This is a genomic window from Sinosporangium album, assembly GCF_900100605.1.
Lineage (GTDB): Bacteria > Actinomycetota > Actinomycetes > Streptosporangiales > Streptosporangiaceae > Sinosporangium > Sinosporangium album.
Window position 1 is genome coordinate 98,932 of the sequence record NZ_FNCN01000013.1, and the last position, 13,370, is coordinate 112,301.

Sequence of the window (13,370 nt, forward strand, 5' to 3'; positions counted from 1 at the left end):
CGGCCCTGTACCCGCCTCAACCGGTCGCTGAAGTCCAGACGTCTATTGCCCGTGTCGACTTTGGTCGTCGGGCGTTACTCCTTGGGACTGTCTGCGATCTCCTCCTCGCAGAGGAGGAGATCCAGGTAAAGCGAATGCAAAGATCGTGGTGTTGGTTCTGCAGACTTTCGAGGAGATATCTCACGATGGCCTTCGCACGACCTGCCCGCCGTTCGCTAACGATCATGGGGTTGAGCGCCGCGCTGATCGCCGCAGCCGCTCCGGCCGCCGTGGCGGATCCCGTGCCCGCCGCCGCGCCCTCTCCCGCGCCCTCTCCCGAGTCCTCCGCCACGGCCGCCCCGTCGCTGGACCGGAGAGAACTGCGCCGCACGCTTGACGCCATGCACACGGCGGGGATGTACGGCACCTACTCCGCCGTGCGCGACGGGTACGCGCGCTGGACCGGTGCCGCAGGGGTCGCCGACGTGGACACCAAGCGGCCGGTACGCTCCTGGATGCACCACCGGATCGGCAGTCTCACCAAGACCTACGTGGCGGTCGCCGTACTCCAGCAGGTCAAGAAGGGGAAGATCGAGCTGGACGCGCCGATCGGGCGCTACCTCCCCGATCTCGTGCCCGGCGAACGCGGCCAGAAGGTCACGGTGCGGATGCTGCTCAACCACACCAGCGGCATCCAGGACTACGACCACGTGATCTTCAACTCGGTGGAGAGCCTGGAGGAGGTCCGCACGCGCACCTTCAAACCTGAGGAGCTCGTCGCGTTCGGCATGAACCAGCCGCCGACGAACGAGCCCGGAGGGCTGTGGAGCTACTCCAATACGAACTACATCCTCGCCGGGCTGCTGCTCACCAAGGTCACGGGGATCGACGCCGAGGACTACATCACCCGTCACGTGATCCGCCCGGCCGGCCTGCACAACACCTACTTCCCCCGCACGCCGCGGATCGCCGGCCCGCACTCCAAGGCGTATGAGAACCTCCACGGGTTCTTCGACCCGCCGCGCGACTTCAGCGTCTACAACATGTCATGGGCCAGTACGGCGGGAGCCATCGTCTCCACCGCCGAAGAGGTCAACCGGTTCTACCGCCTCCTGCTCGGCGGGAAGATCCTCGGCCAGAGCGAGCTCCGCGAGATGCTGACGACGGTGCCGGTGCATGACGGGGCCGGCAACGTGGTCATGGACTACGGCCTCGGCATCTACAAGCAGGGTCTTCCCTGCGGCGACTTCTGGGGCCACGACGGCGGGGTGATCGGCATGGCCACCCAGACGCTGTCGACCCCCGACGGCCGACGCCAGATGACCATAGGGATGAACCTCATCAAGTACCAGAAGCTCGGCCCGGACGGATGGCCGCAGCCGCACCCCATCGACTACGCCCTCGTCGACCACCTTCTCCAAGCCCTCTGCGGATCCACGGGGACGACCGCCAAGTCCGCCGGTCAGACCTACGTGCCCTTCCCCACCGAGCGGTTCAGCGTCAAGCGCTGACCGGCGCACGACACCCCCGGCCCTCACCGGGCCGGGGGTTTCTCCTTCGCCCTCATTCGCCGAGGAACCCCTCCAGGGCGGCCAGGTGTGGGGCGATGTCGAGGCCGCGGGAGGCCAGCCACTCGTCGTTGTCGTAGGTGCCCCGGTAGCGTTCGCCGCCGTCGCAGATGAGGGTGACCACGCTTCCGCGCTGCCCGTCGGCGCGCATCTCCTTGATGAGCTGTACGGCGGCGGCCACGTTGGTCCCGGTGGAGCCGCCGACGTCACGGCCGGTGACGTCGCGCACCCACCGCATGGCGGCGATCGACAGGGCGTCCGGGACCTGGATCATGCGGTCGATGACGTGGGGGAGGAAGGACGGTTCGACGCGGGGGCGGCCGATGCCTTCGATGCGTGAGCCAGGGGCGGTGACGCCGGAGTCGCCGCTGACCCAGGCGGGGTAGAAGGCGGAGCCTTCGGGGTCGACGACGGCCAGGCGGGTGGTGTAGCGGCGGTAGCGGATGTAGCGCCCGAGGGTGGAGGAGGTGCCTCCGGTGCCCGCGCCCACGACGATCCAGGCGGGTTCGGGGTCGGGCTCCATGGCCATCTGGTTGAAGATGCTCTCGGCGATGTTGTTGTTGCCGCGCCAGTCGGTGGCGCGTTCGGCGTAGGTGAACTGGTCCATGAAGTGGCCGCCGCTCTCCTCGGCCAGCCGGTGGGACTCCTCGTAGATGGCGTTCGGATCTTCGACGAGGTGGCATTTGCCGCCGTAGAACTCGATGAGGGCGATCTTCTCGGGGGAGGTGGACGCGGGCATGACCGCGATGAACGGGAGGCCGAGGAGCCGGGCGAAGTAGGCCTCGCTCACGGCGGTGGAGCCGCTGGAGGCCTCGACGATGGTCGTGGATGGAACGATCCAGCCGTTGGCCAGGCCGTACAGGAAGAGCGAGCGTGCCAGGCGGTGCTTCAGTGAACCGGTGGGGTGGACCGACTCGTCTTTAAGGTAAAGACCGATGCCCCAGTGGGCGGGAAGCGGGAACACGTGCAGATGGGTGTCGCAGCTTCGGTTGGAGTCGGCCTCGACTTTGCGGATGGCTTCGGCGACCCACGTGCGTGTCCGGAGGTCATGGCGGTCCACGTATTCCATGGGTACCACCGTAGCTTCGCCGGGAGGTATGTGACTCTAACCACATTTTACTCAGGGCTTGGTAGGGAGTGTTACGATAATGAGACTTGTCCGGCTGCGGGTGTGATGTGTCCACCGCACGCCGTTGAGCCCCCTGACCTGGCAGGACTCTTAACAGCACTCTTACAGGTGCACTGCGAGGATGATCTCAGCCGTCAGAAGGTCCGACGGTGCGTCGTGTCTACGGGCCTGGCGGGTAATGGGGGGATCAGTACGAGGGGGAAAGCATGATCTCGATGACCGAAGAGCAGCGCCAGACCTGGTTCGAGCGCGACGTCGTTCCAGTGACCGGCCAGCTCTACGCCTCCGCCATGCGGTTGACCCGCAACACGGCTGACGCGGAGGACCTAGTCCAGGAGACCGTGACCAAGGCATACACCTCGTACCACCAGTTCCGTGAGGGTACCAACCTTAAGGCATGGCTGCACAGAATCCTCACGAACAACTTCATCAACGATTACCGCAAGAAGCAGCGTTCGCCGAAGCTGTCGGCGACCGAGGACATCGAGGACTGGCAGCTCGCCGCGGCCGAATCCCACACCTCCACCGGTCTGAAGTCGGCGGAGACGGAGGCGCTTGAGCAGCTGCCCGACAGCGTCGTCATGAACGCGCTGCGCTCGCTGCCCGAGGACTTCCGTGTCGCGGTCTACCTGGCCGACGTGGAGGGCTTCGCCTACAAGGAGATCGCCGAGCGCATGGGCACCCCCATCGGCACCGTGATGTCGCGGCTGCACCGGGGACGCCGCCAGCTTCGCACCATGCTGGAGGGCTACGCACGGGACCTCGGCTTCACGCGTCTGCCCGAGCAGCGCCAAGCCGCCTGACCCACCCCGTACATCCTCCGCGCATGAGAGCGCATATCAGAGCCATCCGCCTGCACCGGGCGGGTGGCTCTTCGCCATCACGCGGGCTTCGGTCACACCAGCCTCATGTGCAGTCTCACCCGCAGGACGCCCCCGTGGGCGCGGATCTCGACCAGGTCGCAGAGCTGCCTGCTGATCCACAGACCGTAACCGCCCTCGGCCTCAGGTTCGGGCGGCAGGTAGCCGGGGAGCGGGACGTCGATGGTGCCGCCCGGATCGGTGATCTCGCAGACGACCTCCTGGCCGGTGGTCCACATGGCGATGCCGCCGTGCCCCGCGCCGTGCTCGACGCTGTTGGCGGCGATCTCGGAGACGCTCATGACCAGCGAGACGATCTGGTCGCGGGCCATGCCGGCGCGCAGGGCGTAGTCGGTGACCGTCTGGCGGAGGCGGCCGAGGTCGCCCGGCGAGAACTCCGCCGCCACCGGCGGCGCCGGGGGCTCGGACAGGGGCAGGTCGTCGCCGTACAGCGTGAGCCTGTCGGGCGGCACGTAGGCGTTGCTGCCGTGGACCGACTGCCCGGTCAGGTAGCCCGGGTGCGTGCGCGGAATGTGCGCGAGCACCTGGAACGGGGTGGTGCGCCGGTCGTAGAGGCACATGGTCGTCACCGACTCGCCGCCGAACAGCGCGTTGATCACCGACTCGTAGCGGATCCACTCGCGCGTCTCCCGCTCGCCGCGCCCCTGCCAGAGCGGCTCGCCGACCACCAGAATGTGTCCGTCGTGTGACCGACAGTAGTCGTGAGTGGCGCTCAGCGTGCGGTAGGGGTGGAGATACCACTCCTGCGCCGCCCGGTGGTCGACCCGGTCCATATCGGCGCCGAGGGCGTCGGCCACGAGGTCGTGAAAACGCTGCCCGGTGCTCAGCAGGATGCGGTGACCTGCGCTGACGGCCTTTTGGATCGTGGTGATCACCACCGGCAACGACTCGTCCTCCGAGGCGTACGGCACCGCGATGTGTGCGAACGGCCCGCCTGTGCGGGCGTCCCGGTCGGGCTGCACGGGGACGACCGTAGCAAGCCGCCGCCTCCAAGACAACGCGCAGCGTGACGGGTCGAGTAACCGCCGGGAAGATCGTTTGGCCGTGGCGAGCGGGATCTCGGCGGGAGCGGATCGGCCTCGCCGGGACGCGATCGTCCGGGTGCGGCCCGTCGCGCGCCGGCTCCGAGGCTCTGCAGAACGCCGGGCCAATAGCAGAAAACGGCCCTCCGATAACTCAAGGGAGTCCCATGATTGCTCTATGTATCCCACTCAATCGCTCATAGTCCGCGCTATCCATTCTTTGAAGTTCATTGAAGGTGGGAGGGAGGCATGAGCGATTCGCGCGCCGCGACCACGCGACTTCGCGCGGAACTGGCCGGGCTGGGAGTCACCTCCGCCTATGAAATAGGGGATGATGCGACCCTCTCTGTGTGGATCGGGTTAGTAGTCAGATTCCGTGATGGTTTCTACCGTTGGCAGGAAGGCGCAGTGAAACAACGCCATCTGGGTACTGATCCGGTTGGTTGTGCCATTCGGGTGGCGCGTCGCTACGCCGAACTACAGGCGGATGTTCCACCCTGGTGGGAGGACCTGGTCAACGTACTGCGGGGGGACGTGGCCAACGACAACCCATAGCAACGGCGGTTGCCCCCGCGCGGCTTTCGGGGGGAAGCATGCGGGTGCGGGGGGTGCCGTTCGTGGTCGTGGCCGGGTCGATGAGCTGTCTGGCGCTGGGCTGCGGCACAGTGTCGTCGCTTCCGGAGGGTCAGGTGGCTGGCCGGATGCCGCGCAAGACGCCGGCCGCGGCCCAGGCCCCCGCGGCGGCGCCGGCCGCCGTGGATCCGATGGCGCTGGCCACAAGGCTCCAGGCGATCCAACCCGCCTGGCCCGCCACACGGCGAAGCGCGACGTTCCGCCCACGGCTCCTCAATTGCACGATGCTCAAATGCGTCGCCCTCACCTTCGACGACGGTCCGGGGAAGCTCACGCGCAGACTCCTCGACGACCTCGCCGCCAGGCAGGCCAAGGCGACCTTCTTCGTCGTCGGCAGGATGATCGAGGCGGACGGCCCCGACACGCTCCGCCGCATGGTGGCCGAAGGCCACGAACTGGGCAACCACACCTGGGACCACCCTTCCCTGCCCTCGCTCTCACGCGCCGGGGTCAAGTCCCAGATGGTGCGCACGCAGAAGGCCGTCAGCGCTGCGGTCGGCGTGAAGATGCAGATCATGCGCCCGCCGTACGGCGCCACCAACGACAGCGTCGCCGTCTCGATGCGCGACCTCGGCCTCGCGCAGATCCTCTGGAACGTGGATACCGTCGACTGGCGGGACCGGAACCCGGCCGTCGTGTTCAAACGCGCTGTCAAGGCGCCCCCCGGCTCCATCGTGCTGATGCACGACATCCACAAGACGACCGTCGAGGCCGTGCCGCCCATGCTCGACGCGCTGCTGGCCAAGGGCTACACGTTCGTAACGGTCTCGGAGCTGTACGGCAAGGCGCCCGCGCCCGGAGGGCGCTACACCAAACGTTGACCGACGTTGACCGACGTTGACCGACGATGACCGGCTTGGTTCGCTACCCGCGGGGAGGCAGACGATGATCGAAGAGGTGGCGCGAGGATACGTGTTCGAAGGCCCGGCCCTCGACCTCGGGGCCCTCGTCTGGGACGGCCAGGCCCGTCCCGAAGCGCAGGTGCGCATCCCCCTGCGCATGCTCAACCGCCACGGCCTGGTCGCCGGCGCGACCGGCACGGGCAAGACCAAGACCCTGCAGCTCATGGCGGAACGGCTCTCCCGGCAGGGCGTGCCGGTCTTCCTCGCCGACATCAAAGGCGACCTCACCGGCATGGCCGAACCCGGAACGCCGTCGGACGGGGTGACCCGCCGCGCCGCCGAGGTGGGGCAGGGCTGGGAGGCCGCCGCGTGCCCCGTCGAGTTCTACTCGCTCGGCGGGCTCGGGGAAGGCGTGCCCCTCCGGGCCACCATGACCGACTTCGGCCCCACGCTGCTGTCCAAGGTGCTGAGCCTGAACGAGACCCAGGAGTCCTCGCTCGGCTTGGCCTTCCACTTCGCCGACGGCCAGGGGCTGCCGCTTCTGGACTTGAAGGATCTACGGGCCGTCATCCAGTACCTCGTGGACACCCCGGAGGCGCTCAAAGGCGTCGGAGGGCTCTCCAAGGCGACGGCGGGCGTGCTGCTGCGGGCGCTCACCAATCTTGAGGCGCAGGGGGCGGAGCCCTTCTTCGGCGAACCCGAGTTCGACACCATGGACCTGCTGCGCACCACCGCCGACGGGCGCGGAGTGGTGTCCATTCTGGAACTGCCCGCCGTGCAGGACCGCCCGGAAATGTTCTCCACGTTTCTGATGTGGCTCCTCGCCGATCTTTTCGCCGGGCTTCCCGAACTGGGAGATCCGGAAAAGCCGTCCCTGGTGTTCTTCTTCGACGAGGCCCACCTGCTTTTCAACGACGCCTCACGCGCGTTTCTCCAGTCCATCACCCAGACGGTCCGCCTGATCCGCTCCAAGGGGATCGGCGTCTTCTTCGTCACCCAGTCGTCCACCGACGTGCCCGCCGACGTCCTCGGCCAGCTCGGCGCCCGGGTGCAGCATGCCGTACGCGCCTTCACCCCCAAGGACGCCAAGGCGCTCAAAGCGACCGTGTCGACGTTTCCGCACTCCGCCTACGACCTGGAAGAGGTGCTGACCGGGCTCGGCATCGGCGAGGCGGTGGTCACCGTGCTCTCCGAGACCGGCGCGCCCACCCCCGTCGCGTGGACCCGCCTTGCGGCGCCCGAATCGCGCATGGGGCCCGCGGACGCGGTCACCCTGCGCGGCGTCATCGGCGCGTCGCCGCTCGGCGCCAAGTACGGCCAGGCCGTCGACCGCCACTCCGCCTACGAGATGCTCGCCACCCGCCTGACGCCGCACCCGTCGCCCGCCACGTCCCACGAACAGCCCGCCGGTGCGCGGTCCCAGCCGCGCCATGAGCACCACGAGGGCGTGCTGGAGAGCGTGCTCGGCTCTCCGGTGTTCAAGTCCTTCGCCCGTTCCGCCGGCACCGTCCTCGGCAGGGAGATCACCCGCACGGTGTTCGGGACCACCCGCCGCAGACGCTGACCGCCGCCGCGTGCATCGCCGTCCGCGGCGCGGCGCCGTACCGTGATATGCCTCACCGGCGGGAAGCACGAAAACGGCCGGCCACCCCTGAAGGGGAGGCCGGCCGCTCCTGTGCGACGCGTCAGTTGTTGCGCTTGGCGCGGGCCGCGGTGCGGGCGCGCTCGGCGGCGTTGAGAACGACCTTGCGCAGCCGGATGGCGGACGGGGTGATCTCCACGCACTCGTCCTCGCGGATGAACTCGAGCGCCTGCTCCAGGCTGAGCTGGCGCGGCGGGATCAGCCGCTCCAGCTCCTCACCCGTGGAGGAGCGCATGTTGGTGAGCTTCTTCTCCTTGGTGATGTTGACATCCATGTCGTCGGAGCGGGAGTTCTCGCCGACGATCATGCCCTCGTAGACCTCGGTGGTGGGCGGCACGAACAGGGTGCCGCGCTCCTGGAGGTTGAACATCGCGTAGGAGGTGGCCGGGCCGGTCCGGTCGGCGACGAGCGAACCGGTGGGGCGGGTGCGCAGCTCGCCGAACCACGGCTCGTACTTCTCGAACACGTGGTGGGCGAGGCCGGTGCCCCGGGTCTCGGTGAGGAACTCGGTGCGGAAGCCGATGAGGCCGCGCGCCGGCACCAGGAACTCCATGCGGATCCAGCCGGTGCCGTGATTGGTCATGTGCTCCATGCGGCCCTTGCGGACGGCCAGGAGCTGGGTGATCGCCCCCAGGTATTCCTCGGGGCAGTCGATCGTCAGCCGCTCGACCGGCTCGTGGATCTTGCCGTCGACCTCGCGGGTGACGACCTGCGGTTTGCCGACGGTCAGCTCGTAGCCCTCCCGGCGCATCTGCTCGACCAGGATCGCCAGCGCGAGCTCGCCGCGGCCCTGCACCTCCCAGGCGTCGGGCCGCTCGGTCGGCAGCACGCGCAGCGACACGTTGCCGACGAGCTCGCGGTCGAGGCGGTCCTTGACCATGCGCGCGGTGACCTTGGAGCCCTTCTCCTTGCCGACGAACGGGCTCGTGTTGGTGCCGATGGTCATGGAGATCGCCGGCTCGTCCACGGTGATCAGCGGCAGCGGGCGCGGGTCCTCCGGGTCGGCGAGCGTCTCGCCGATCATGATCTCGGGGATGCCCGCGATCGCGATGATGTCGCCCGGCCCGGCCTCCTCGGCGGGCTTGCGCTCAAGCGCCTCCGTCATCAGCAGCTCAGAGATCTTGACCCGCTCGCTCGACCCGTCGGTGCGGCACCAGGCGACCTGCTGCCCCTTCTTGATCGTGCCCTGGTGGACGCGGCACAGGGCGATGCGGCCGAGGTAGCTGGAGGAGTCGAGGTTCGTCACGTGGGCCTGGAGCGGCGCGTCCGGGTCGTATACCGGCGCGGGCACCGTCTTGGTGATCGTCTCGAACAGGGGCTCCAGGTCCTCGACGTCGGGCATGCCGCCGTCCTCCGGCCGGTTGAGGCTGGCCCGCCCGGCCTTGGCCGAGGCGTAGACGATCGGGAAGTCGATCTGGTCCTCGGTGGCGTCGAGGTCGAGGAACAGCTCGTACGCTTCGTCGACGACCTCGGCGATGCGGGCGTCGGGCCGGTCGACCTTGTTGATGCACAGGATCACCGGCAGCTTGGCGGTGAGCGCCTTGCGCAGCACGAAACGCGTCTGGGGCAGCGGGCCCTCGGAGGCGTCGACGAGAAGCACCACGCCGTCGACCATCGAAAGGCCGCGCTCGACCTCGCCGCCGAAGTCGGCGTGCCCGGGAGTGTCGATGATGTTGATGGTCATGTCGCCGTGGCGGACCGCGGTGTTCTTCGCGAGAATGGTGATGCCCTTCTCGCGCTCCAGGTCATTGGAGTCCATGACCCGCTCATCCACGTCCTGATTGGCGCGGAAAGCTCCGGACTGCCACAGCATGGCATCCACCAGCGTGGTCTTGCCGTGGTCGACGTGCGCGATGATCGCGATGTTGCGCAGGTCGTCGCGGCTGTTCAAAGGCATAATGGAGTCTCGCTCTATGGTCGTGGGGGCGGCCGCGGACGTGCGACCCCCACATTTTATATGTCCCGCACTTGTTCTGACGGCCGTCGCGTTCTTCACACGTTCTTCATGCGTTCTTCACACCGCTTGATCCGCCGCGGTGCGACGCCCATCCCGCCCGTTTCCAGGCGGTTCCACAGCGCGTCCGGGCGCGTTGCCCGCGAGTCTCCGGTGCCCGAGTCTCCGGTGGCCGATGAAGAACGACCGCGATCTCCTCGTAGGCTCGGAGACATGTCCTTCGCCGTGAGTTTTCCCGTGATGCTGCGCACCAAGGACGGTGTGCGGATCGACGCAGCGCACACCCCCTCGCGCGGCCCCGGTGATCTGTGCGTCGTCCTGGCCCACGGATTCACCGGGGCGTGGCGCGAGCGCACCAGTCGGCGCATCGCCCACGTGTTCAGCGGATTCGGCGGGGTCGTGGCGTTCGACTTCCGCGGCCACGGCCGTTCGGGGGGCCACAGCACCGTGGGCGACGAGGAGGTGCTCGACGTGGACGCCGCCGTACGGCACGCCCGCACACTCGGCTACGCCAGGGTCGCCGTCGTGGGGTTCTCGATGGGCGCGGCGGTAGCCGTACGGCACGCGGCCCTGCACGGCGGCGTCGACGCGGTCGTGTCGGTCAGCGGGCCCGGCCGGTGGTACTACCGGGGCACGGTGCCCATGCGGCGCGTGCACTGGGCGATGGAGCAGCGGCTCGGGCGGGCGGCGGCACGGCTGGTGAAGGGCACGCGCATCCGGTCGACCGGATGGGACCCCGTGCCCCTCGCGCCCTACGAGGCGGCCCCGCTGGTCAGCCCCACACCGCTGCTCGTCGTGCATGGAGACTCCGACGCCTTCTTCCCGATCGACCACGCCCACCAGATCTACGACGCGGCCACCGAGCCCAAAGAGCTCTGGATCGAGGAGGGGTACGGCCACGCCGAGAGCGCGGCGACTCCCGACCTCATCCGGCGCATCGGCAGATGGGTGTCGGCGTCGGTCGTGGCCCCGTGACCCCGACCCGCCCGCATACACGCTCGCGCCTGCTTGATCATCTCCTCTGTCGCGGTTACGTTGGGTAACTGAGCTTTTTCGCGCCGACCGGCACACCGGAGCGGGCGTGAAGGCTCACTGCTCGCCTCCCCCTGTGCAACGTGAAAGACCACCGGCACCCAAGGGGGACAGGGCACATGCGCAGCGTCTACGTGGCTGGGCTTGGACACGGCGACGGCCTACAGGTCGTCGAGCTCGGCCTGATGGAGCTGCTGGCCCGCAGAGCCGAACGCCTCGGCGTCTTCCGGCCGGTCGCGCCCCGCGGAGCCGACGTGCGGGCGGATCCGGCGATCGAGGTGATGCGGGCGCGCTACCGCCCGGCTCAGGTGGGCAGCGGGATCACCATCGAGGAGGTCGAGGAGGGGTTCGCCTCCCAGACCGTCGACGTGCTGCTCGACCGCCTGGTCGAGCGGTTCGCCGGGTTCGAGGCGAGCTGCGACGCGGTCTTGGTGCTCGGCGGCTCGACCGCCCCCGGCGACCTGGCCGGCGAACCCGCCTTCGACGCCAAACTCGCGTCCCGCCTGTCGGCCCCCGTGGTGATCGTGGCCGGAGGGGTGGGGCAGGACGCCGATGTCACCTCCAAATCCCTGCGCACGGGATACCAGGTGTTCGCCGAGCAGGGCTGCCCGGTGCTCGCCGTGATCGCCAACCGCGTGCCCGCGGGCGCGGTCGTCGGCGCCGACCTGCCCGTCCCGTGCTACGTGATCCCGGAGAACCCCGCGCTGTCCGCGCCGACCGTCGGGCAGGTGGCCGAGGTGCTGCGCGCCGTACAGGTGCAGGGAGACGCCGTCGGCCTCCAGCGCGACGTGTCCAGTGTGGTGCTGGGAGGCGAGACGCTGCCCGGCTTCCTGGAGCACCTGCGGTCCGCGGCCCTCGTCGTCACCCCCGGCGACCGCGCCGACCTGCTCCTCGGGGCCGTGGCCTCCGACGCGGCCGGTACGGCACGGCCGGCGGCCGTCGTGCTCAGCCACGGCGTGAAACCCTCGCCCGCCGTACGCGGCGTCACCGGACGGCTCGCGCCCGGCATGCCGGTGCTGTCGGCCGCCGCCGACAGCCTCACCATCGCCGCCGCCGTCGCCGGCCTGTCCGGACAGTTGTCCCCGGACAACCCGCGCCGCACCGAACACGCCCTCGGCCACTTCGAAGCCCATGTCGACTCCGAGGGGCTGGCCCAGCGCCTCGGACTCGGACGCTCTTCGCGCGTCACACCGCTGATGTTCGAGCAGTCGCTGGTGGAGCGGGCCAGGGCGGAACGCCGCCACATCGTGCTTCCCGAGGGTGAGGAGGACCGGGTGCTGCGGGCCGCCGAGACGGTGCTCCGGCGCGGGATCGCCGACCTCACCCTGCTCGGGCGCGAGGACGTCATCCGCCGCCGGGCCGGAGACCACGGCCTCGACCTGCACGGCGCGAAGATCGTCGACCCTCTCACCTCGCCCATGCGCCACTCGTTCGCCGAGCGCTACCACGCGCTGCGCGAACACCGGGGAATGACGTTGGACCGCGCCCGCGACATGGTGACCGACGTCAACCACTTCGCCACCATGATGGTGCGCACCGGCGCCGTCCACGGCATGGTCTCCGGCACGGTCCACAGCTCCGCCGCGACGCTGCTGCCCGCCTTCCAGATCGTGCAGACCGTGCCCGACATCTCCACCGTCTCCTCGGTCTACTTCATGTGCCTGTCCGACCGGGTGCTGCTCTTCGGCGACTGCGCCGTCAACGCCGACCCCGACGTCACGCGCCTCGCCGACATCGCGATCACGTCGGCGCGCACCGCGGAGCGGTTCGGCATCGAGCCCCGCGTCGCCATGCTCACCTACTCGACCGGCGCGGCGGGTGCGGGCGCCGACCTGGACAAGGTCCAGGAGGCCACTGAACTCGTGCGCACCCGCGCCCCCGAACTCCTGGTCGAAGGGCCCATGCAATACGACGTCGCGGTGGACCCGCGCGTCGCCGCGGTGCGGCTTCCGGAAAGCGGCGTCGCGGGGCGCGCCACCGTGCTCATCTTCCCCGACCAGCACGCCGGCGCCACCACCTGCCTCGCCGTACGCCGCTCCGCCGGGGCCGTCGCCGTCGGCCCGATCCTCCAAGGACTGCGCCACCCCGTCAACGACGTCGCCCGCGGCGCCGGCGTCGAGGACATCATCACCACCATCGCCATCTCCGCGATCCAGGCACAGAGCGTGAGCTGATTTCCGAATCCTCTCGAACTTTCCGCACTTTCCCCGCGTCTATGTAAGGCAGCGGTGGACCGCGGGGGCGATGGCCATGGGGGTGGCCATCCCATCTACGGGAGACCCAGCGACGCGGGGGCGCGCTGGGTCTCCCTCCGTTTCGCGCGTTGACGACGGGCACGGGGCGCGGGTTCGTGGGCGCATGTCCCATGTCGCCTGTCGCCGGTGGCGTGTGCGCGGACGGCTTTCTGCAGGGGCCTTTCTGCGGGGACCTTTCTGCGGGGACAGGGAGTCTCTTGCCGGTGATGGCCCTGGCCTCGGCCGGGGCGACGGAAGTGCCCGCGCCCAGTAGGGTTGCCGCGACGAGGGCGAATGCGCGGGAGGACACAGAGCGTCCCTTCAGCGGGCGCGCCGCCCGGGTCCAAGCCGCCCGCATGGAGGAGGAGTCACCTTCGAAGCTTGGTATTCGGTCGCCTGGGTGCGACTCAGGAAATTTCGCCTGATGTGATGATCCCGACAAGGCCCGCATTCG

The 13,370-nt window shown here is 69.0% G+C and carries 10 protein-coding genes; 7 read left to right on the forward strand and 3 right to left on the reverse strand.

The genetic code is table 11. From position 1 onward, the window contains the following. The first annotated feature begins 185 nt into the window (after positions 1-185). On the forward strand, positions 186-1,490 hold the full coding sequence (locus BLQ73_RS15870; protein ID WP_093171229.1) for a serine hydrolase domain-containing protein: 1,305 nt from the start codon (positions 186-188) through the stop codon (positions 1,488-1,490). 52 nt (positions 1,491-1,542) lie between these two features. Here BLQ73_RS15870 and BLQ73_RS15875 read toward each other — a convergent pair whose 3' ends face one another. Then, positions 1,543-2,616 carry a PLP-dependent cysteine synthase family protein gene (locus BLQ73_RS15875; protein ID WP_093171230.1) on the reverse strand — a complete coding sequence of 358 codons (1,074 nt, stop codon included), beginning with the start codon at positions 2,614-2,616 and terminating at the stop codon, positions 1,543-1,545. A gap of 266 nt (positions 2,617-2,882) precedes the next feature. Between BLQ73_RS15875 and BLQ73_RS15880 the strand changes: the two genes are divergently transcribed. Then, entirely contained in the window at positions 2,883-3,479 is a 597-nt protein-coding gene (locus BLQ73_RS15880) for a sigma-70 family RNA polymerase sigma factor (RefSeq protein ID WP_093171231.1), read from the forward strand. A 92-nt stretch (positions 3,480-3,571) separates the two neighbouring features. Here BLQ73_RS15880 and BLQ73_RS15885 read toward each other — a convergent pair whose 3' ends face one another. Next, positions 3,572-4,519 carry a sensor histidine kinase gene (locus BLQ73_RS15885; protein ID WP_176955479.1) on the reverse strand — a complete coding sequence of 316 codons (948 nt, stop codon included), beginning with the start codon at positions 4,517-4,519 and terminating at the stop codon, positions 3,572-3,574. A 309-nt stretch (positions 4,520-4,828) separates the two neighbouring features. On the opposite strand from BLQ73_RS15885, the gene BLQ73_RS15890 reads away from it, so the two are divergent. The 3 genes from BLQ73_RS15890 to BLQ73_RS15900 all read left to right on the forward strand — a co-directional run bounded on the left by BLQ73_RS15890 (position 4,829) and on the right by BLQ73_RS15900 (position 7,618). After that, a complete protein-coding gene (locus BLQ73_RS15890; RefSeq protein WP_093171233.1) occupies positions 4,829-5,134 on the forward strand; it encodes a hypothetical protein in 306 nt (101 codons plus the stop codon). A 38-nt stretch (positions 5,135-5,172) separates the two neighbouring features. After that, positions 5,173-6,033 (forward strand): polysaccharide deacetylase family protein, encoded by an 861-nt coding sequence (locus tag BLQ73_RS15895; protein WP_245691111.1) that lies wholly within the window; start codon positions 5,173-5,175, stop codon positions 6,031-6,033. Positions 6,034-6,097: 64 nt separating this feature from the next. Continuing rightward, on the forward strand, positions 6,098-7,618 hold the full coding sequence (locus tag BLQ73_RS15900) for a helicase HerA-like domain-containing protein (protein WP_093171234.1): 1,521 nt from the start codon (positions 6,098-6,100) through the stop codon (positions 7,616-7,618). Positions 7,619-7,739: 121 nt separating this feature from the next. Here the strand turns inward: BLQ73_RS15900 and typA are convergent, their stop codons facing one another. After that, on the reverse strand, positions 7,740-9,593 hold the full coding sequence (gene typA / locus BLQ73_RS15905; protein ID WP_093171235.1) for a translational GTPase TypA: 1,854 nt from the start codon (positions 9,591-9,593) through the stop codon (positions 7,740-7,742). 270 nt (positions 9,594-9,863) lie between these two features. Here typA and BLQ73_RS15910 point away from each other — a divergent pair, with 270 nt between their 5' ends. Both BLQ73_RS15910 and pta read left to right on the forward strand, forming a co-directional pair. After that, a complete protein-coding gene (locus tag BLQ73_RS15910) occupies positions 9,864-10,625 on the forward strand; it encodes an alpha/beta hydrolase (protein WP_093171236.1) in 762 nt (253 codons plus the stop codon). Between the two features lie 176 nt (positions 10,626-10,801). After that, on the forward strand, positions 10,802-12,856 hold the full coding sequence (gene pta, locus BLQ73_RS15915; protein WP_093171237.1) for a phosphate acetyltransferase: 2,055 nt from the start codon (positions 10,802-10,804) through the stop codon (positions 12,854-12,856). The last annotated feature ends 514 nt before the right edge of the window (positions 12,857-13,370 follow it).

Bases quoted from the DNA above. Each gene is read 5' to 3' on its own strand.
- BLQ73_RS15880 (WP_093171231.1), top strand. From the start codon at position 2,883: ATGATCTCGATGACCGAAGAGCAGCGCCAGACCTGGTTCGAGCGCGAC.
- BLQ73_RS15870 (WP_093171229.1), top strand. From the start codon at position 186: ATGGCCTTCGCACGACCTGCCCGCCGTTCGCTAACGATCATGGGGTTG.
- BLQ73_RS15890 (WP_093171233.1), top strand. From the start codon at position 4,829: ATGAGCGATTCGCGCGCCGCGACCACGCGACTTCGCGCGGAACTGGCC.
- pta (WP_093171237.1), top strand. From the start codon at position 10,802: ATGCGCAGCGTCTACGTGGCTGGGCTTGGACACGGCGACGGCCTACAG.
- BLQ73_RS15895 (WP_245691111.1), top strand. From the start codon at position 5,173: ATGCGGGTGCGGGGGGTGCCGTTCGTGGTCGTGGCCGGGTCGATGAGC.
- BLQ73_RS15910 (WP_093171236.1), top strand. From the start codon at position 9,864: ATGTCCTTCGCCGTGAGTTTTCCCGTGATGCTGCGCACCAAGGACGGT.
- typA (WP_093171235.1), bottom strand. From the start codon at position 9,593: ATGCCTTTGAACAGCCGCGACGACCTGCGCAACATCGCGATCATCGCG.
- BLQ73_RS15875 (WP_093171230.1), bottom strand. From the start codon at position 2,616: ATGGAATACGTGGACCGCCATGACCTCCGGACACGCACGTGGGTCGCC.
- BLQ73_RS15900 (WP_093171234.1), top strand. From the start codon at position 6,098: ATGATCGAAGAGGTGGCGCGAGGATACGTGTTCGAAGGCCCGGCCCTC.